Source organism: Burkholderia sp. HI2761 (assembly GCF_002223355.1).
Classification (GTDB): Bacteria; Pseudomonadota; Gammaproteobacteria; order Burkholderiales; family Burkholderiaceae; genus Burkholderia.
In genome coordinates, this window is record NZ_NKFN01000007.1 from 1,228,598 (window position 1) to 1,246,462 (window position 17,865).

Here is a 17,865-nt window from a genome sequence, read left to right on the forward strand (position 1 = left end):
TCGGCGCGCCTAACCTGACGCTGTGTTTTCGTTCTTCAACGCTACTCACCGACAGGAGCAGGACCATGCCATTCACCCGTATCGCCGTACGCGAAGGCAAGCCGGCCGCCTACCGCAGGGCCCTCGTCGACGGCGTGCACCGCGCGCTGATGCAGACGTTCAACGTCCCCGAGGACGACATCTTCATGGTCGTGACCGAGCACGCGGCCGAGAACTTCGTGTTCGGCCGTCACTACTACGATATCGAGCGCAGCGACGATCTCGTGATGATCCAGATCACCGCGAACAACACGCGCACGCTCGAGCAGAAGCGGGCGCTGTACCGGACGATCGTCGAGAACCTCGCGCAGGAGCCCGGCGTACGGCAGCAGGACGTATTCATCGGTCTCGTCGAGGTGCTGAAGGAGAACTGGTCGTTCGGCAACGGCATCGCGCAATACGCCGTATGACGTGCCGGCTTGACCTGCCGCAGGGCGACGGGGCCGGATCGACACCTGCGCGTTTTGGCGGCGTGTACTATGGAAGCTGCTTCACGAGCGACGCCGGCGCGGTCGATGCGCCGGCGATCCTTCATGTGCAGGAGCCTCCATGTCGCGTGTGCTGGAAATCGTGTTGTCGTTGTCGCTGGAAGGGTGGCCGGTCAAGGGCGCAAGCCGCGCCCGGGGCGCGCAGCGCGACTTCGGCGCCGAACTCGTGCGTGCGTGGCGGATCTGCCCGCAGGTCCGGATGCGGCGCGGCCACGAGCGCGTGACGATCGAGCCATGCCAGATCGAGGAGGCCGAGCGGAGCCCCGGCGCGAACTGGTGGACCTGGGTCGAATCGAACGCGCATGGCACGCGGGTCGTCGCATCGCGCACCGGGACGTTCGCCCCCGGTGTCACACAGCGCGAGCTGTTCGACGCGGAGCACGCGGGTATCGTCGTCGCGACGCCGCGGCCGGTGCTCGCGACCGCTGCAGCGAACGCAGCCGATGCCGACGCGCCGGCTGCCGAAGTGAACGGCGTCGCGCCGAACGCCGCCGCGCACGCCGCCGATGCGCAGCCTGAAGCGTCGGCGCTGCGCCTCGTCAGCGAACGGCGGCGCGGGCGCTGGGCCGACGACAGCGGCGTCGTGGTCGAAATGACGCTCGACGACATCACGCTGCACGGCGGCGGCGGCGAGCCGCCGCGCCGCTACGTCGAGCTGCGCCTGGCCGCGCCCGACTGGGAGACCGTGGCCGCGCGCACGGCCGCGCTGCACGCGTTGTTTGCCGCGGCGCGCGAACTGAGCGGCGCGTGGCCCGCCTTCGTGCAACTGACGAGCGTGATCGACCGCGCCTGTTCGGGCGGGCCGGTGGCTGCCGCGCTGGTCAAGGCGCAGTCCGTCGACCTGACCGGCATCCGTACCCAGCGCGCCGCGCTGTTCGCACTGGCCGGCGACATCACCGCGCAGTGGCTCGGCAACGAATGCGGCGTGCTCGATCGCGACGATCCCGAATTCGTGCACCAGATGCGTGTCGCGCTGCGCCGACTGCGTACGCTGATGCGCTTCTTCCCGCGCTTCACCGACCGTCAATGGAAGGACACGCTCGGCGTCGACCTGCGCTGGCTCGCCGCGCTGCTCGGCACGGTGCGCGACTGGGACGTGTTCGCGACCGAGAGTCTGCCCGCGCTGATCGAGGCCGACGGCGGCGGCGGCGACTGGGACGGCACGCTCGACGCCGCCCGCGCGCAGTCGACGGCCGCGCGCGTCGAGCTGCGGCAGGCGCTGCATTCGGCCCGCTATGCGCGGCTCACGCTCGGCTGGCTCGAATGGCTGAGCGCGCTCGCGCTGCCGGCGGCCGACGGCGACGCCGCGCCGTCGCTGCGGCGTCACGCGACCAAGCGCGTGCGGCGGCTGTTCGGCCATCTCTACGGATCGCCGTCGCTCACGTCGCTCGACACCGCGGCACGCCATCAGGTGCGGATCGACGCGAAGCGGCTGCGCTACGCCCTCGAATTCTTCGCGTCGCTGGCGTCGCGCCGCACGCGCAACGAGACGATCAAGACGCTGGCGCGCGTGCAGAGCGTGCTCGGCGAGGCGAACGACGCGATGGTCGCGCTGCATCATCTCGAGCAACTGGCGGCGCCGCCGTACCAGCTCGGTTTCGTTCGCGGCTACGGCGCCGCGCTCGAACAGCGGGCGGCGCGCGACGCCGAGACGCTACTGGCCAGCCTGCGGGCGCCGAAGCTCGGCGGCAAGCCGGGCTGAGCGCCGCGCGCCGCCCCTATAATGGCCGCCCGTTTCCCGCACGCATGCCGATGATGACCGACGCACCGCATTCTTCCTCGTCTGCCGGACCGCTCGAACTGGGCGGCGAGCTGTGGCTGCGCGCCGGCGAACAGACGCTCGGCGGCGCGACGCGCATCGCACTGCTCGCGGCGATCGGCGACACCGGTTCGATCACGCGCGCGGCGAAGGCCGTCGGCCTCAGCTACAAGGCCGCGTGGGACGCGGTCGACACGATGAACAATCTCGCCGGCGAACCGCTCGTCGCGCGTTCGACCGGCGGCAAGGGCGGCGGCGGCACGACGCTGACGCCGCGCGCGACGTCGCTGATCGCCGCATTCAGCACGATCGAGCGCGAGCATCGCCGCTTCATCGAGGCCGCGAGCGCGGCCGTTGCCGGCTTCGACGTCGACTGGGCGCTGATCGGCCGGATCGGGATGAAGACGAGCGCGCGTAACCAGTTGTTCGGCAAGGTCGCGGCGATCGTGCGCGGCACCGTCAACGACGAGGTGACGCTTGCGTTGCCTGGCGGGCAATCCGTCGTCGCCGTGCTGACGCACGAAAGCGCCGAGGCGCTCGGGCTGCGGGAAGGCGCGAGCGCGTGCGCGCTGGTGAAGGCGTCGTGGGTCGTGCTCGCGGTCGACGATGGCGGGCCCGACCTGAAGGTGTCGGCGCGGAACCAGCTGTGCGGCAGCGTCGAAGCCGTCGCGGCGGGTGCGCTGAACAGCGAGGTGACGCTGGCGCTCGACGGCGGCGGGACATTGACGGCCGTCGTGACCAACGACAGCGTCGACGCGTTGCAGCTCGATGCGGGCCGGCGCGCGATCGCGCTGTTCAAGGCGTCGAGCGTGATTCTGGCGGTGACGGGCTGACCCGGCGGGCAGCGCGGCTCGCCGCGGGGCGGGGCGAAGCCGGTGCCGCACCCGTCTGCATCGCACCGGCTTCGTTTCCGCTTTCAGCATGTGCCGCAACGCGGCGTCTCTCAGGCTTCAACGTGGCGGCCAGCGCCACGGTCACGACCACGGCGTCGCGCGCTCAGGTGACGCGCGTCGGCCACTCGGCGTGCGGCGCGCTCGCCCGCACGCGTCCTTCGCTCAACTGCACGACCTGATCGCCGAAGGCGGCGACGTCGTCGGGATCGTGCGAGATCAGCACCATCGGGATGTCGAGCCGCGCCTGCAGTTCGGCGAGCTCATGACGCATGCGCTGGCGCATCGCGCCGTCGAGCGCTGCGAACGGTTCGTCGAGCAGCAGGATGCGCGGCTGCGCGACCAGCGCGCGCGCCAGCGCCACGCGCTGCTTCTGCCCGCCCGACAACTGCGACGGATATTGCCCCGCGAGCGATTCGAGGTCGAACGCGCGCAGCCAGTACGCGACCTCCGGCGGCGCCGTCTTCGCGCGCGGGTTGCGCAGCCCGGACGTGAGCCCGAACGCGATGTTCTGCCGCACGTTCAGATGCGGAAACAGCGCGTAGTCCTGGAACAGGTACGCGACACGGCGTTCGCGGGTCGGCACGTCGATGCGGCGCGCGGCGTCGAACAGCGGCTCGCCGTTCAGCGCGATCGTGCCTTCGTCGGGCGTCAGCAGTCCGGCGATCGCCTGCAGCGTCATGCTCTTGCCAGCGCCCGACGGTCCGAACAGCACGACGCGCTGCGTCGTCGCCGTGAACGACATGTCGAGCGTGAAGCGGCGCTCGGCGTTCGCATAGGTCTTGCGGATATCGACGACGAGGCTCATTCGACCCTCCGCCGAAGCAAGCCGGCCGCCTGGCGACGCCGGCGATACGGACGGGACGGGCGCTTCATGTCAGCTGGCTTCGCCGGGCGCGTGACGGCACGAGCCAGCCGGTCGCGAGCAGCACGAGCACGCAGGTGATCGACGTCACCAGCACGAGGAAGTTGGCCGTGCCGTCGTCGCCGGCCTGCACGGCCGCGTAGATCGCGACCGACAGCGTCTGCGTGCGGCCGGGCAGATTGCCGGCGATCATGAGCGTCGCGCCGAATTCGCCGAGCGCGCGCGCGAACGCGAGCAGCGCCCCCGCGAGGATCCCACGCGCGGCGAGCGGCAGCGTCACGCGGAAAAACACCGCGACTTCGCCGAGCCCGAGCGTGCGCGCGGCGCGCTCCAGATGCGGATCGACGCCCTCGAACGCCGCGCGCGCCGATTTCAGGATCAGCGGAAACGCGACGACCATCGACGCGATCACCGCACCCTGCCACGTGAACACCAGCTCGATGCCGAGCTTGTCGAGCCATGCGCCGAATACGCCGCGCCGGCCGAGCAGCACGAGCAGGTAATAGCCGAGCACCGTCGGCGGCAGCACGAGCGGCAGCGTCAGCACGGAATCGACGACGTCGCGCAGCGGCGAGCGCCACCGCGCGAGCACGAACGCGGCCGCGACGCCGAGCACGATGTCGAGCGCGGTCGCCCAGCCGGCAACCTTCAGCGACAGCAGCAGCGGGACCCAGGCGTCTTGCATCGCGATACGCTCACTTGGCGGGCTTGAAGCCGAACGTCGACAGCACGGCCTGGCCCTGCGGCGACGCGACGAAATCGATGAACGACTGCGCCTGCGCGGCGTGGCGGCTGTCCTTGACCACGGCGATCGGGTAGGTGATGGCCGTCTGGGTCGGCACCGTCAGCGCGACTTTCACGCGGCCCGGCATGATCGCGGCGTCGGTGCCGAACACGAAGCCCGCGTCGACCTCGCCGCGCGCGACGTAGTCGAGGCTCTGGCGCACGTTGGCGGCCAGCACGCCCTTCGCGCTGACGGCGTCCCACACGCCGGCCGCGCGTAGCGCGCCTTCGGTGTAACGCCCGACCGGCACCGAGGCCGGGTCGCCGTACGCGATGCGCTTCACGCCGGGCGCGGTCAGGTCGTTCAGCGACGTCGGCGCGGCCGCGTGGCTGTCCGCCGGCACGATCAGCACGAGCGAGTTCGCGGCGAAATCGCGGCGCGTGCCGGGCACGATCACCTTCTCGCTCACCGCGCGATCCATCGCCTTCTGGTCGGCCGACGCGAACACGTCGGCCGGCGCGCCCTTGGCGATCTGCTGCATCAGCACGTCCGATGCGCCGAAGTTGAACAGCACCTTGGTGTCGGGATGCTGCTTCTCGTACGCGTCGCCGACCGCCTTGAATGCATTCGTCAGGCTGGCGGCCGCCGACACGACCAGTTCGTCAGCGGCGGAAGCAGGCGCGCTGAACGCGACCCCGGCGGCAAGCGTGGCGATCGGCAGCAGGCGAAGCAGGGCGCGGCGAAGCGGACGGACGGTTGAGCGCATGGCGAATTCGTTTTGAATGGGTGGAAACCGTAATCGTAATATAGGGCGGGTTATAACGCTCGACATACTGCTCATGCGACGGTGCGCATGAAATGGTCAGACGTAAAAAGGGGTAGCCGTCACGCGTGAAGCGTATGCGGTGCCGATTCAGTGCGCTGCAGCGACGACGGTTGCGATGCGGGGTGGTAGTTCGGGTTGGCCTTCCAGCGCGCGCGGACGAACGGGCGCTCGTGGCCCGACAGTTGCAGCGCGACCTGGGTGACCCAACGGTGCGACGGCACCGTGAGGCCGTGCAGCGCCACGGTGACAAGCGCGAGGCTCGCGACGACCGCCGGTACCGACCAGCGGTGCGGCGTCGCGCGCCACGAGCCGGCGATAAACGCGAGCGCGGCGATCGCGCCGACGATGCAGCCGGTGACCGATTCGGACGGCGAATGCGCGTCGAGCGCGACCCGCGACACGCCGACCGCGACGCCGGCCGCGAGCCCGAGCGCGATGCCGGCGATCCGCACCGGCGTGCGCGTGCGGATCAGCGCGAGGAAAATCGCGACCGGATAGACCGACGTCGACAGCATCGCATGCCCGCTGAACCCGGTGAAATCCCATGCGCGGATGCCGATGCCCCAGCCGAGGAACGCGATCTTCGTGAGCGCCACCACGCCGATAGCGGCCGCGAGCACGCCGAGCCACGCGGCCGCGCGCTGCCACGAGTAGCCGAGCGCGAGCCAGACGGCGATCGTGATCGCGAGCGGCAAGGTCAGGCCGGCGCCGCCGAACGCGGTGATCATGATCCACAGGTGAACGGGCAAGTCGAACATCGGGAAGGGGCGAACGAAGGCGGGGAGAATGCTTAAATCAACGCGCGAGCCGGGCAGAACGACTACAACGGATACAAGCGACCAAGCCCTCAGTATAGCGCCGCGTCCGCATGAGGCCCGTTTTTGCATCGCCGGCGGGAACGATCGGCGTGCAGGAAAAATCCTGGAAACAATGTTATGGTGCATTGCACAAAGTCGAACGATGCATCCGTTATAGCGCTCTGATGGCGCCCCTATTTTTCCTGACTGCGAGCCCGATCGATGACCAAAAGTCTGACCAAGGTGTGGCTGGGCGGCGTGAAACGCATGCTGTCTCCGGCCGCCAAGCGAGCGGCGCGCGATGCGCAGCGCATCACCCGCGACGCACTCGAGGCTGCGGCCTCGCCAGCCGTGTCCGATCCGTCCCCGCCACGCGAATCGCGCGTACGGCCGCGCGCGGCGGCATGGGCGGCGGGCGAGTGGACGCGCGGCGAACATCCGATGGCGCCCGCGCTCGGCCGCCTCGTCCAGAATCTCGCGTATGGGCTTTACGTGCCGCCCGGCCGCCGGCGTGGCGCGATGCCGCTCGTCGTGATGCTGCACGGCTGTCAGCAGTCCGTCGATGAATTCGCGCAGGGCACGCGGATGAACCTGCTGGCCGACAAGCACGGCTTCGCGGTGCTGTATCCCGAGCAGTCGCTGCGCGCGCATGCGCATGGTTGCTGGCACTGGTACGAGGACACCGATCGTGCGGGGCGGGGCGAGGCGGACGCGGTGGCGTCACTGGTCGACGCGCTGGTCGATGAGCACGGCTTCGACGCATCGCGCGTCTACGTCGCGGGGCTGTCGGCCGGCGCGGGCCTCGCATCGCTTCTTGCGCTGCACCATCCGGAGCGCTTCGCGGCGGTCGCGTTGCACTCCGGTCCCGCGCTCGGCGAGGCGAATTCCGGCATCGCCGCGATGGACGTGATGCGGCGCGGCCTGCGGGAGAATCCGGCCGCGGCGGTCGATGCACTGGTCGAAGCCGGCGCGTATCCGGGCATGCCCGCGCTGATCGTCCAGGGCGACGGCGATCGGGTCGTCGCGCCGAAGAATGCCGATCAACTGACCGTGCAGTTCATGCGCCTGAACGGCCTCGCCGACAGCCGGGGCGCGTTGCGCGGCGGCGAGCGGGTCGAGACGCGCGAAACCGGCGCCCAGATTACCGACGTGTGCCGCGACGGCGAGCCGGTGGTGCGGCTTTGCCACGTGAAAGGGCTCGATCACGCGTGGGCCGGCGGCGACGAAGCCGTGCCGTTTCACGCGGCAGTCGGCCCCGACGCAAGTGCGATGATCTGGGCCTTTTTTGCCGCCAATCAGCGCACTGTGGCGGCCGAACGACGCATCGTTTGATTGACGCTGGCCAAAGACTAGGGTTTTCCCTATAATTCGGGAAAACCCTAGTCATAGAACCTTTGCGAGATCGAACATGTACCTGCTGAGCCACCTCTTCCTGATGCTGACCAAGAATGCTGAAAAGGCCGCGAAAGAGCGCGCCGACGCGTACCTGGCCGAAGCCACCGATATTTACGACCTCGAATTCCGCATGCGCAAGATCGATCGCGACGCGGCGCTGAACCGCCCGTATTCGATCGGCGCGCGCTAAGCGGCGCACGCGGGCCTGCCGGCCCGCCATTTCGACGATTCGCGCAAAAAAAGGGCGCGTGCGGCACCATGCCGCACGCGCCCTTTTTGCATTTTGCCGAACCTGCGTCGCGTCAGACGACCGTCAGGCGCACCGGTACGTTGTTGCGCGTGGCGTTCGAATACGGGCACACGTGGTGCGCCTTGTCGACCAGCGCCTGCGCGTCGGCCTTGTCGAACCCCGGCAGCGATACGCGCAGCTCGATGTCGAGCCCGAAGCCGCCTGCATCGTTCGGGCCGATGCCCACTTCCGCCGTGACTTGCGTATCGGCCGGCAGCGCCTGCTTGTTCTGGCCCGCGACGAATTTCATCGCACTCAGGAAACAGGCCGAGTAACCTGCGGCAAACAGTTGCTCCGGATTCGTGCCTTCCGCACCCGTGCCGCCGAGTTCGCGGGGCGCGGCCAGCTTCACTTCCAGCTTGTGGTCGGCGGATACCGCGCGGCCGTCGCGGCCGCCCGTGCTCGTGGCGCTGGTCTTGTACAGAATGTTCATCGTGCAGCTCCTGTCGGGAAGAGGGGAAAAAGCGGGCCGGTGAGACGGGGTGTCGCCGGCCACGAGTAAAATATAGAACACAAATTATTAGTGTGCAAATGAAATTTGCAAGAAAAACCCGGCGGCGCCGGGCGAGTCGGTCGGCGCTCGAGTGTCAGCGGTCGTTGGCCACCGACAGCGCGTCGCGCAACTGCTGCAGATCGGCGCGCAGCCTGATCAGGAATTCGGGCGTTTGCTGCATCGCGCAAAAGAGGTCGGCGGGCACCGAGCGCGCGCGATCCTTCAGCGCACGGCCTTCCGGCGTCACGCGCACGTTGACGACGCGCTCGTCAGTCGCGCTGCGCACGCGCTCCACGTAACCGAGCGCTTCCAGCCGCTTGAGCAGCGGCGTAACCGTGGCCGGATCGAGGTCGAGCCGCGCGGCGACGTCCTTCACGGCCATGTCGTCGCGTTCCCACAGCACGAGCATCGCGAGATATTGGGGGTAGGTTAGCGACAGCTTGTCGAGCAGCGGCTTGTACGCCTTCGTCATCGCGTGCGAAGTCGAGTAAAGCGCGAAGCACAGTTGCTCGTCGAGCGTCTGGGGCAGCGGAGGCAGGCGATCCATGATTCGGGGAAGCGCGATGGTTGCGCGAACGATTTGTACGCAAATTATTTTGCGCGCAAAAGATCGCGTTGAACAGGGGCGACCAGAGGCGACCAGGGGCGACCAGGGGCGATCAGGGGCGACCAAGGGCGACCAGAGGCGACCAGAGGCGACCAGAGGCGACCAGAGGCGGCCAGAGGCGGCCAGAGGCGGCCAGAGGCGGCCGATACCGAAAAAGGGGGAAGAGCAAACGCGCGCTGGGCGACGGCCCGACGCGAGAAACGGCATGACGGCCGGCGACGCGCGCCGGCCGGGAGAGGCTCAGCGGCCCGACATCGTCGTGGTCGCGCCCGGTTCCTGCACGCCGAAGCAGCCGCGATAGGTCGCGTAGAACGAGCAGTACAGCATCGTGACGATGATGATCGTCACCGGCATCATGATCGTCAGCGCATACGCACCGGCGCCGAGCGCCTGCAGCAGCAGCGACAGCGCGAGCGACGTGCCGAGCGCGACGCTGAACCACAGCACGCCGTACACCATGAACGCGCCGCGATTGCGCCAGCAACTGACCACGCTGAAGAACAGCGCCTTCGCGGGAGGGACGTCATGCCACGCGACCAGCACCGGCGCGAACCAGAACAGCATGGCGACCGGCAGATAGAGCAGCGTCGCGAAGAACAGCGCGCCGAGCGTGCCTTGGGCAGCCAGCGTCTCGGGCGTCGTGTTTGCCTCGTCGGCCGCGCCCATCATCACGTGGAACAGCGCGCCGCCGTCCACGAACGACGAAGCGGCGAACACCAGCACCATCGACGCGACGTAGATCACGCCGAGCGCGAGCAGCCGCTGGGTCGCGACGGCGCCGTACGAGCGAAAGCCGTCGACGAGGATCGTCGGCATCACCGTCTTGCCGGCCACCGTGTCGCGGCACGCGGCCATGAAACCGACCGCGATGCCGGGAATGAACACCAGCGGCAGCGCCGCGCCGATCACGGGCACCAGCGACACCAGCGTAATGGCGAGCAGGTACGTGAAGAACAGCGTGATGAACGCGAGCGGATTCCGGCGGAACAGCCAGATGCCTTGACGGAACCAGACATAGCCCGTTTTGGCGGGCACTTCGATCAGTTGCATGCGGTTTGGATCTCGGGAAGCGCGGGCGTATGCGCGATACGCTCCCGCAGAATGCGTTCGAAATGACCGGGGTCGTGCGGCTTGAGCATCTCGGCCGCGCGCGGCAGGTAGAAGTCGTACAGGCGCGACACCCAGAAGCGGTACGCACCGGCGCGCAGCATGTCGCTCCAGTGGCGGCGCTCCTCGGCCGTGAACGGCCGGACCGTCTGGTATGCGCGCAGCAGCGCGTCGGCGCGCGCGACGTCGAGCACGCCGGTCGCGAGATCGACGCACCAGTCGTTGACGGTCACCGCCACGTCGAACAGCCACTTGTCGCAGCCCGCGAAGTAGAAGTCGAAGAAGCCGCCGAGCCGTACGTCGTGGCCGGTGCCGGGCGCCGCGTGGGCGAACAGCACGTTGTCGCGGAACAGGTCGCAATGGCACGGCCCGGCCGGCAGCGCCGCATAGTCGTCCGACGCGAAGAAGCCGGCCTGGTGCGCGAGCTCGCCTTCGAGCAGCGTGCGTTGCGCGTCAGTGACGAATGGCACGATGGCCGGCACGTTCTCCTGCCACCACGGCAGGCTGCGCAGATTCGGCTGGCTGCGCGGATAGTCGCGCCCCGCGAGGTGCAGGCGCGCGAGCATCTGCCCGACCTCGATGCAGTGTTCGATCCGGGGCGCGAGTTCGGCTGCGCCGTCGAGCTTCGTGACGATCGCGGCCGGCTTGCCGTGCAGATCGCCGAACAACGCGCCGTCGTCGCGCGCGACCGGGTCCGGCACCGGCACGCCGTGGGCGGCCAGATGGCGCATCAGGTCGAGGTAGAACGGCAGCTGCTGCGCCGTGAGCTTTTCGAAGATCGTGAGGACGTATTCGCCGCGCGTCGTCGTCAGGAAGAAATTGCTGTTTTCGATACCGGACGGAATGCCGCGGAACGCAAGCACGTCGCCCAGTTCATAGTGGCGCATCCATTGCGCGAGATCGGAGTCGGAAACAGCGGTGAAAACGGCCATGCGGGATGCGTGAGGTCAGGGTGTCGGCACGCGGGCGGCGTGCATCGCGACAGCAGGTGAAGGGGCGGCGCGGCGCGATCGGCGCGCGGCGCCACGGGATCAGTAGCGCAGGTTCAGCGACGGCAGGCGCGTGATCGGGACGCCCGCGTCGTGCGGCTTCGGCGACGTGTCGGGCGTCGAGCTCATCTGGTAGCGCGTGCCGAAGTTCGACTTCACGTCGATCTCGACCGGCTTGCCGCGGTCGCGGTACTCGGTGACTTCGGTGCCGTTCTTGCTTTTTTCGTGGAAGCTCGGCGTGCGGCGGATGTCGGCGAAGTCCACTTTCGACGTGACTTCGGCGCCCGGCCGGTTGATCTTGCGGAGATCGGGCAGGCCGGCGGCTTCGTTGGCCTCGGCCCGGGCCTGCGCGTCGGCGTCAGGCGTGCCGCCGGCGGCGTGAGCGACGCTGGCGGCGGCAAACGCGACGGCAGCGGCGACGAAAATGAGCGGCTTCATGATGAGTCTCCAGTGAACCTACCGATTTTAGCAAATACTGCGCGCCGTCCGGCCCCTGCGTGCGCAGGGGCAGCCATAAAGGCGCCCGGGTTCCGTGGTAATGTCGTCAGATCTGACGAGGTGATGAAAATGAAGAACGATTTGAGCCGCCGGCACCATGTGCTGACGCCCGAAAGCCCGTCGGTCGAGGCTTTCGACGATCCGATCGCCGCCGTCGCGCGGCTGTCCGCCATTTACGACACGAATACGGGCTTCCTGCGCGATGCGTTTGCGCGCTATCGCCGCCACGAAGCGATCACCGAGCACGTTCGCGCGTGCTACCCGTTCGTGCGGATCCGCACCGACGTCAACACGCACGTCGATTCGCGCCGCTCATACGGTTTCGTCGCGGGCCCCGGCGTATTCGAGACGACGGTCACGCGCCCCGATCTCTTCGCGAACTACTACCGCGAGCAACTGCGCCTGCTGTCGAAGAACCACCATGTGAAGATCGAGATCGGCGTGTCGTCGCAGCCGATTCCGATCCATTTCGCGTTTCCGGAAGGCATTCATCTCGAGGGCGAACTCGATCGCGACCGCCTGCTCGCGATGCGCGACATCTTCGACACGCCAGACCTGTCGTATCTCGACGACCGCATCGTCAACGGCACGTTCGAGCCGGCGCCGGGCGAGCCGCATCCGCTCGCGCTGTTCACGGCCGCACGCGTCGACTTCTCGCTGCACCGGCTGCGCCACTACACGGCGACGTCGCCCACGCACTTCCAGAACTACGTGCTCTACACGAACTACCAGTTCTACATCGACGAGTTCGTGAAGCTCGGCCGCGCGATGATGACGGAGAGCGACGATCCCGAGGTGCGCGCGTACCGCAGCGAGTACAGCGCGTTCGTCGAGCCGGGCGACGTCGTCACGTACAACGCGAACCTCGGCGGCGAACCGGCCGAGGGCACCGCGCCGCCGCGCCTGCCGCAGATGCCCGCGTATCACCTCAAGCGCGCGGACGGCAGCGGGATCACGATGGTCAACATCGGCGTCGGCCCGTCGAACGCGAAGACGATCACCGATCACATCGCGGTGCTGCGTCCGCACGCGTGGGTGATGCTCGGTCACTGCGCGGGGCTGCGCAACACGCAGCGTCTCGGCGACTACGTGCTCGCGCACGGTTACGTGCGGGAAGATCACGTGCTCGACGCCGACCTGCCGCTGTGGGTGCCGATCCCTGCGCTGGCCGAAGTGCAGCTCGCGCTCGAGCGCGGCGTGGCCGAGGTCACGCGGCTGGAGGGCGCGGAACTGAAGCGCGTGATGCGCACCGGCACGGTCGCGAGCGTCGACAACCGCAACTGGGAACTGCGCGACCATCGCGAGCCCGTGCAGCGGCTGTCGCAGAGCCGCGCGATTGCGCTCGACATGGAAAGCGCGACGATCGCCGCGAACGGCTTCCGCTTCCGGGTGCCGTACGGCACGCTGCTGTGCGTCTCGGACAAGCCGCTGCACGGCGAGCTGAAGCTACCGGGCATGGCCGACACGTTCTATCGCGGGCAGGTCGACCAGCATCTGCAGATCGGCGTGAAAGCGATGGAGGTCCTGCGCACGAACGGGCTCGACAAGCTGCATAGCCGCAAGCTGAGAAGCTTCGCGGAAGTGGCGTTCCAGTAACGACACGGCGCAACGGCGTCCATCACGACAAAGGCCGCACGCGAACTCGCGTTCGCGTGCGGCCTCGTTCTTTTCGTGTCGGTGCGAAGGCCGGATGGCCCCGTGCTTGGGCGCTCAGCACTCGCCCTTTTTCGCGTGCCCCGGCGGGCAGTGATAGCCGCCATGGCCGCGATAACGTTGATGATCTTCCCACTCGCGGCGTTCCCAGTAGCGGCGGCCGTCCCAGTATCGGTCGCCGTGCCAGCCGACGATGACCGCCGGCGCCGGAGCGACCACGACGGGCGCGGGCGCGACGACGACCGGCGCGGGCGTGCCGATGTTGACGTCGACGTTGACGGCATGAGCGAGGCCGGACAGCGAAAGGCCGAGGCCGGCGAAAGCGAGGGCGATCAGCGAGCGTTGCATGTTCTTTTCCGTGGTGTCGTGATGAAGGAGCCGACGCGACGCGATGGAAGCGAGGGGGACCGTTCCACCGGGGGAACGCCGCGCCGACACGATGCAGTGTGCTGCCGTGCGATGGAAAACGCGAGTCGTGATTATTACGGAGGATTGGCGGCGCGCAGACGCGCGACGGGCCATCCATTTGACAGTGGCGGCCGCCGGTATGGCTGATTCCGCCACATCGCGCAGCGCCGACCGCGGGGATTTGACATTCGACCGCGCGCGGCGGCGAACGGGCATTAACGGCGCGTTACAAACTCCCGCCCGGCGGCCCGCCGGATCGCGAGGTCCGTTGCGTGAAAAGCACGACGCCGGCCGTTGGGCCGGCTGTCGTCACTGACCGGTTACAGATAGAACATCCGGTCTTCTTCCGGGCGCGGCGGATGATCTTCCTCGTCCGAACCTTCTTCCTCGCCGCTGTCCTCGTAGAACGCGAGCACCGCGTCGAGCACCTGGTCGGGATCGTCGATCACCTGCATCAGATCCATGTCTTCCGGATTGATCAGGCCCATCGGAATCAGCTGATCGCGGAACCATTGCAGCAGCCCCTGCCAGAAGTCGCTGCCGACGAGGATGATCGGCACGAGGCGCGACTTCTTCGTCTGGATCAGCGTGAGCACTTCGGACAGTTCGTCGAGCGTGCCGAAGCCGCCCGGCATCACGATCACCGCATCCGAGTTCTTCACGAACGTGACCTTGCGCGTGAAGAAGTGGCGGAAGCGCAGCGAGATGTCCTGATAGTGGTTGCCGGCCTGCTCGTGCGGCAGCTCGATATTCAGGCCGACCGACGGCGCCTTGCCGGCGTGCGCACCCTTGTTCGCGGCTTCCATGATGCCGGGGCCGCCGCCGGAGATCACGGCGAAGCCGGCGTCCGACAGCTTGCGCGCGATCTGCGCGGCGAGCTTGTAGTGCGGCGTGTCGGGTTTGAGGCGGGCAGAACCGTAGATGCTGACGGCCGGGCGGATCTCCGACAGGTACTCGGTCGCCTCGATAAACTCTGCCATAATCGTGAACATCTGCCACGATGCGCGCGCCTTCTTGGCCGTCGCGCGTTCTTGATCTGCGAGCGAACGCAGACTCGGAATCACTTTTCTCTTGTTCATAATGCCTGAAGAACGAAATCTGGAAGGTAAGACCCTGCTATTGGTTGACGGTTCGAGCTATCTGTATCGGGCTTACCATGCGATGCCTGATTTGCGTGGCCCTGGCGGGGAGCCGACCGGAGCGCTCTACGGAATCATCAACATGCTGCGCCGTATGCGCAAGGAAGTCAGTGCAGAGTATAGCGCTTGCGTGTTCGATGCAAAGGGCAAGACGTTCCGCGACGACCTTTATGCCGACTATAAGGCAAACCGTCCGTCGATGCCGCCCGATCTCGCGTTGCAGGTCGAGCCGATCCACGGCGCCGTGCGCGCGCTCGGCTGGCCGCTGCTGATGGTCGAAGGCGTCGAGGCCGACGACGTGATCGGCACGCTCGCGCGCGAGGCCGAACGGCACGGGATGAACGTGATCGTGTCGACCGGCGACAAGGATCTCGCGCAGCTCGTGACCGACCGCGTCACGCTCGTCAACACGATGACCAACGAGACGCTCGACCGCGGCGGCGTGATCGCGAAGTTCGGCGTGCCGCCGGAGCGGATCATCGACTACCTCGCGCTGATCGGCGACACCGTCGACAACGTGCCGGGCGTTGAGAAATGCGGGCCGAAGACGGCCGTGAAATGGCTGTCGCAATACGACAGCCTCGACGGCGTGATCGAACACGCGGCGGACATCAAGGGCGTGGTCGGCGACAACCTGCGCCGCGCGCTCGATTTCCTGCCGCTCGGCCGCCAGCTCGTGACGGTCGAGACGGCCTGCGATCTCGCACCGCATCTCGAATCGATCGAAGCATCGCTGAAGAGCGACGGCGAGGCGCGCGACCTGTTGCGCGACATCTTCGCGCGCTACGGCTTCAAGACCTGGCTGCGCGAAGTCGATAGCGCCCCTGCGGAAGGCGGCGGCGCCGATGCGCCGGAAGGCGAGCCGGCCCCGGTGATCCCGGCCGACGTCGTGCGCGAATACGACACGATCCAGACCTGGGAACAGTTCGACGCATGGTTCGCGAAGATCGACGCGGCCGCGCTGACCGCGTTCGACACCGAGACCACCGCGCTCGATCCGATGCTCGCGCGGCTCGTCGGCCTGTCGTTCTCGGTCGAGCCGGGCAAGGCAGCCTACCTGCCGGTCGCGCACCGCGGCCCCGACATGCCCGAGCAGCTTCCGCTCGACGACGTGCTCGCGCGCCTGAAGCCGTGGCTCGAATCGGCCGATCGCAAGAAGGTCGGCCAGCACCTGAAGTACGACGCACAGGTGCTCGCGAACTACGACATCGCGCTGAACGGCATCGAGCACGACACGCTGCTCGAATCGTACGTGGTCGAATCGCACCGCACGCACGACATGGACAGCCTCGCGCTGCGTCATCTGGGCGTCAAGACGATCAAGTACGAGGACGTGGCCGGCAAGGGCGCGAAGCAGATCGGGTTCGACGACGTGGCGCTCGCGCAGGCCGCCGAATACGCGGCCGAAGACGCCGACATCACGCTGCAGCTGCATCACGTGCTGTATCCGCAGGTCGCGCGCGAGCCGGGCCTCGAGCGCGTGTATCGCGAGATCGAGATGCCGGTGTCGCTCGTGCTGCGCAAGATGGAGCGCACGGGCGTGCTGATCGACGATGCGCGCCTGCAGGCGCAGAGCACCGAAATCGCGACGCGTCTGATCGAGCTCGAAGGGCAGGCGTACGAACTGGCGGGCGGCGAATTCAATCTCGGCTCGCCGAAGCAGATCGGGCAGATCTTCTTCGAGAAGCTGCAGTTGCCGGTCGTGAAGAAAACGCCGAGCGGCGCGCCTTCGACCGACGAGGAAGTGCTGCAGAAGCTGGCCGAGGATTACCCGCTGCCGAAGCTGCTGCTCGAGCATCGCGGGCTGTCGAAGCTGAAGTCGACCTATACCGACAAGCTGCCGCGCATGGTGAACCCCACCACCGGCCGCGTGCACACGAACTATGCGCAAGCGGTCGCGGTGACGGGCCGACTTGCGTCGAACGATCCCAATCTTCAGAACATTCCGGTGCGCACGGCCGAAGGCCGGCGCATCCGCGAGGCGTTCATCGCATCGCCGGGCCACCGGATCGTGTCGGCCGACTATTCGCAGATCGAATTGCGGATCATGGCCCATATCTCGGGCGACGCGTCGCTGCTGCGCGCGTTCGCGCAGGGCGAGGACATCCACCGCGCGACGGCCGCCGAAGTGTTCGGCGTGACGCCGCTGGAGGTCAATTCCGACCAGCGCCGGATCGCGAAGGTGATCAACTTCGGGCTCATCTACGGGATGAGCGCGTTCGGGCTCGCGTCGAACCTTGGCATCACGCGCGACGCGGCGAAGCTCTATATCGACCGCTATTTCACCCGCTATCCGGGCGTCGCGCAGTACATGGAAGACACGCGCGCGACGGCGAAGGAGAAGGGCTACGTCGAAACCGTTTTCGGTCGCCGCCTGTGGCTGCCCGAGATCAACGGCGGCAACGGCCCGCGCCGCCAGGCGGCCGAGCGCGCGGCCATCAATGCACCGATGCAGGGCACGGCGGCCGACCTGATCAAGCTGTCGATGATCGCGGTGGACGACTGGCTCACGCGCGACGGGCTTGCATCGCGGATGATCATGCAGGTGCACGATGAACTGGTGCTCGAGGTGCCCGAAAGCGAGCTGTCGCTCGTGCGCGAGAAATTGCCGGAAATGATGTGCGGCGTCGCGAAGCTGAAGGTGCCGCTGGTCGCCGAAGTAGGTGCCGGCGCGAACTGGGAAGAGGCACACTGACGCACCCCCGAGCGGTTCCCGTTTCCCGCGGCATATTGTTGCAGGGATGCTGAATATCGAGATGGTTTGCTTGTGGTCAACGCGCAAGCTCCCGGACAATGCATGTCAGTCATGTCATTGACGCGAGGCGGCGCGCCCCGCGTTCCGGATCGGCCGCATCGAAGTGCTTCGAACTGCACATCGATGATGTCCGAACCGGTTAAT

18 protein-coding genes are annotated in these 17,865 nt (G+C 67.6%); 7 read left to right on the top strand and 11 right to left on the bottom strand.

Going from position 1 to position 17,865, the window contains the following annotated elements:
* Positions 1–65: 65 nt before the first annotated feature.
* The 3 genes from CFB46_RS23170 (at position 66) to CFB46_RS23180 (ending at position 3,119) form a co-directional block, all read left to right on the top strand.
* Complete coding sequence (locus tag CFB46_RS23170; RefSeq protein WP_027782534.1) at positions 66–449, top strand: tautomerase family protein; 384 nt, start codon at positions 66–68, stop codon at positions 447–449.
* Positions 450–588: 139 nt separating this feature from the next.
* The gene (locus tag CFB46_RS23175) at positions 589–2,229 is read left to right on the top strand and encodes a CHAD domain-containing protein (RefSeq protein ID WP_089501415.1); all 1,641 of its coding nucleotides are present in this window, start codon (positions 589–591) and stop codon (positions 2,227–2,229) included.
* A 53-nt stretch (positions 2,230–2,282) separates the two neighbouring features.
* Positions 2,283–3,119: a TOBE domain-containing protein gene (locus CFB46_RS23180; RefSeq protein WP_089502314.1), complete on the top strand. Its 837-nt coding sequence runs from the start codon at positions 2,283–2,285 to the stop codon at positions 3,117–3,119.
* Positions 3,120–3,282: 163 nt separating this feature from the next.
* Here CFB46_RS23180 and CFB46_RS23185 read toward each other — a convergent pair whose 3' ends face one another.
* From CFB46_RS23185 to CFB46_RS23200, 4 genes are all read right to left on the bottom strand, one after another.
* A complete protein-coding gene (locus tag CFB46_RS23185; protein WP_027782537.1) occupies positions 3,283–3,984 on the bottom strand; it encodes a sulfate/molybdate ABC transporter ATP-binding protein in 702 nt (233 codons plus the stop codon).
* Positions 3,985–4,048: 64 nt separating this feature from the next.
* On the bottom strand, positions 4,049–4,726 hold the full coding sequence (gene modB / locus CFB46_RS23190) for a molybdate ABC transporter permease subunit (RefSeq protein WP_027782538.1): 678 nt from the start codon (positions 4,724–4,726) through the stop codon (positions 4,049–4,051).
* A 10-nt stretch (positions 4,727–4,736) separates the two neighbouring features.
* Positions 4,737–5,531, bottom strand: a complete 795-nt coding sequence (gene modA, locus CFB46_RS23195; RefSeq protein ID WP_089501416.1) for a molybdate ABC transporter substrate-binding protein — start codon at positions 5,529–5,531, stop codon at positions 4,737–4,739.
* A gap of 119 nt (positions 5,532–5,650) precedes the next feature.
* Entirely contained in the window at positions 5,651–6,349 is a 699-nt protein-coding gene (locus tag CFB46_RS23200; RefSeq protein ID WP_089501417.1) for a phosphatase PAP2 family protein, read from the bottom strand.
* Positions 6,350–6,610: 261 nt separating this feature from the next.
* On the opposite strand from CFB46_RS23200, the gene CFB46_RS23205 reads away from it, so the two are divergent.
* A complete protein-coding gene (locus tag CFB46_RS23205; RefSeq protein ID WP_089501418.1) occupies positions 6,611–7,720 on the top strand; it encodes an extracellular catalytic domain type 1 short-chain-length polyhydroxyalkanoate depolymerase in 1,110 nt (369 codons plus the stop codon).
* A 76-nt stretch (positions 7,721–7,796) separates the two neighbouring features.
* Positions 7,797–7,973 carry a DUF3563 family protein gene (locus tag CFB46_RS23210; protein WP_080681241.1) on the top strand — a complete coding sequence of 59 codons (177 nt, stop codon included), beginning with the start codon at positions 7,797–7,799 and terminating at the stop codon, positions 7,971–7,973.
* A 112-nt stretch (positions 7,974–8,085) separates the two neighbouring features.
* Here CFB46_RS23210 and CFB46_RS23215 read toward each other — a convergent pair whose 3' ends face one another.
* From CFB46_RS23215 to CFB46_RS23235, 5 genes are all read right to left on the bottom strand, one after another.
* Positions 8,086–8,505 (bottom strand): organic hydroperoxide resistance protein, encoded by a 420-nt coding sequence (locus tag CFB46_RS23215; protein WP_089501419.1) that lies wholly within the window; start codon positions 8,503–8,505, stop codon positions 8,086–8,088.
* Between the two features lie 154 nt (positions 8,506–8,659).
* The gene (locus tag CFB46_RS23220; RefSeq protein WP_027782543.1) at positions 8,660–9,112 is read right to left on the bottom strand and encodes a MarR family winged helix-turn-helix transcriptional regulator; all 453 of its coding nucleotides are present in this window, start codon (positions 9,110–9,112) and stop codon (positions 8,660–8,662) included.
* A 300-nt stretch (positions 9,113–9,412) separates the two neighbouring features.
* The gene (locus CFB46_RS23225; protein ID WP_089501420.1) at positions 9,413–10,222 is read right to left on the bottom strand and encodes a BPSS1780 family membrane protein; all 810 of its coding nucleotides are present in this window, start codon (positions 10,220–10,222) and stop codon (positions 9,413–9,415) included.
* A complete protein-coding gene (locus tag CFB46_RS23230) occupies positions 10,213–11,211 on the bottom strand; it encodes a homoserine kinase (protein WP_089501421.1) in 999 nt (332 codons plus the stop codon). The genes CFB46_RS23225 and CFB46_RS23230 overlap by 10 nt, the downstream gene beginning before the upstream one ends.
* 99 nt (positions 11,212–11,310) lie before the next feature.
* Positions 11,311–11,706, bottom strand: a complete 396-nt coding sequence (locus CFB46_RS23235) for a hypothetical protein (protein WP_027782546.1) — start codon at positions 11,704–11,706, stop codon at positions 11,311–11,313.
* Positions 11,707–11,835: 129 nt separating this feature from the next.
* On the opposite strand from CFB46_RS23235, the gene CFB46_RS23240 reads away from it, so the two are divergent.
* Positions 11,836–13,362, top strand: a complete 1,527-nt coding sequence (locus CFB46_RS23240; protein WP_027782547.1) for an AMP nucleosidase — start codon at positions 11,836–11,838, stop codon at positions 13,360–13,362.
* Between the two features lie 114 nt (positions 13,363–13,476).
* Here the strand turns inward: CFB46_RS23240 and CFB46_RS23245 are convergent, their stop codons facing one another.
* Together CFB46_RS23245 and CFB46_RS23250 are read right to left on the bottom strand one after the other, a co-directional pair.
* On the bottom strand, positions 13,477–13,767 hold the full coding sequence (locus CFB46_RS23245; RefSeq protein WP_027782548.1) for a hypothetical protein: 291 nt from the start codon (positions 13,765–13,767) through the stop codon (positions 13,477–13,479).
* A 380-nt stretch (positions 13,768–14,147) separates the two neighbouring features.
* Positions 14,148–14,906 carry a TIGR00730 family Rossman fold protein gene (locus CFB46_RS23250; protein ID WP_027782549.1) on the bottom strand — a complete coding sequence of 253 codons (759 nt, stop codon included), beginning with the start codon at positions 14,904–14,906 and terminating at the stop codon, positions 14,148–14,150.
* Between the two features lies 1 nt (position 14,907).
* On the opposite strand from CFB46_RS23250, the gene polA reads away from it, so the two are divergent.
* Entirely contained in the window at positions 14,908–17,661 is a 2,754-nt protein-coding gene (gene polA / locus CFB46_RS23255; RefSeq protein WP_089501422.1) for a DNA polymerase I, read from the top strand.
* Positions 17,662–17,865: the final 204 nt, after the last annotated feature.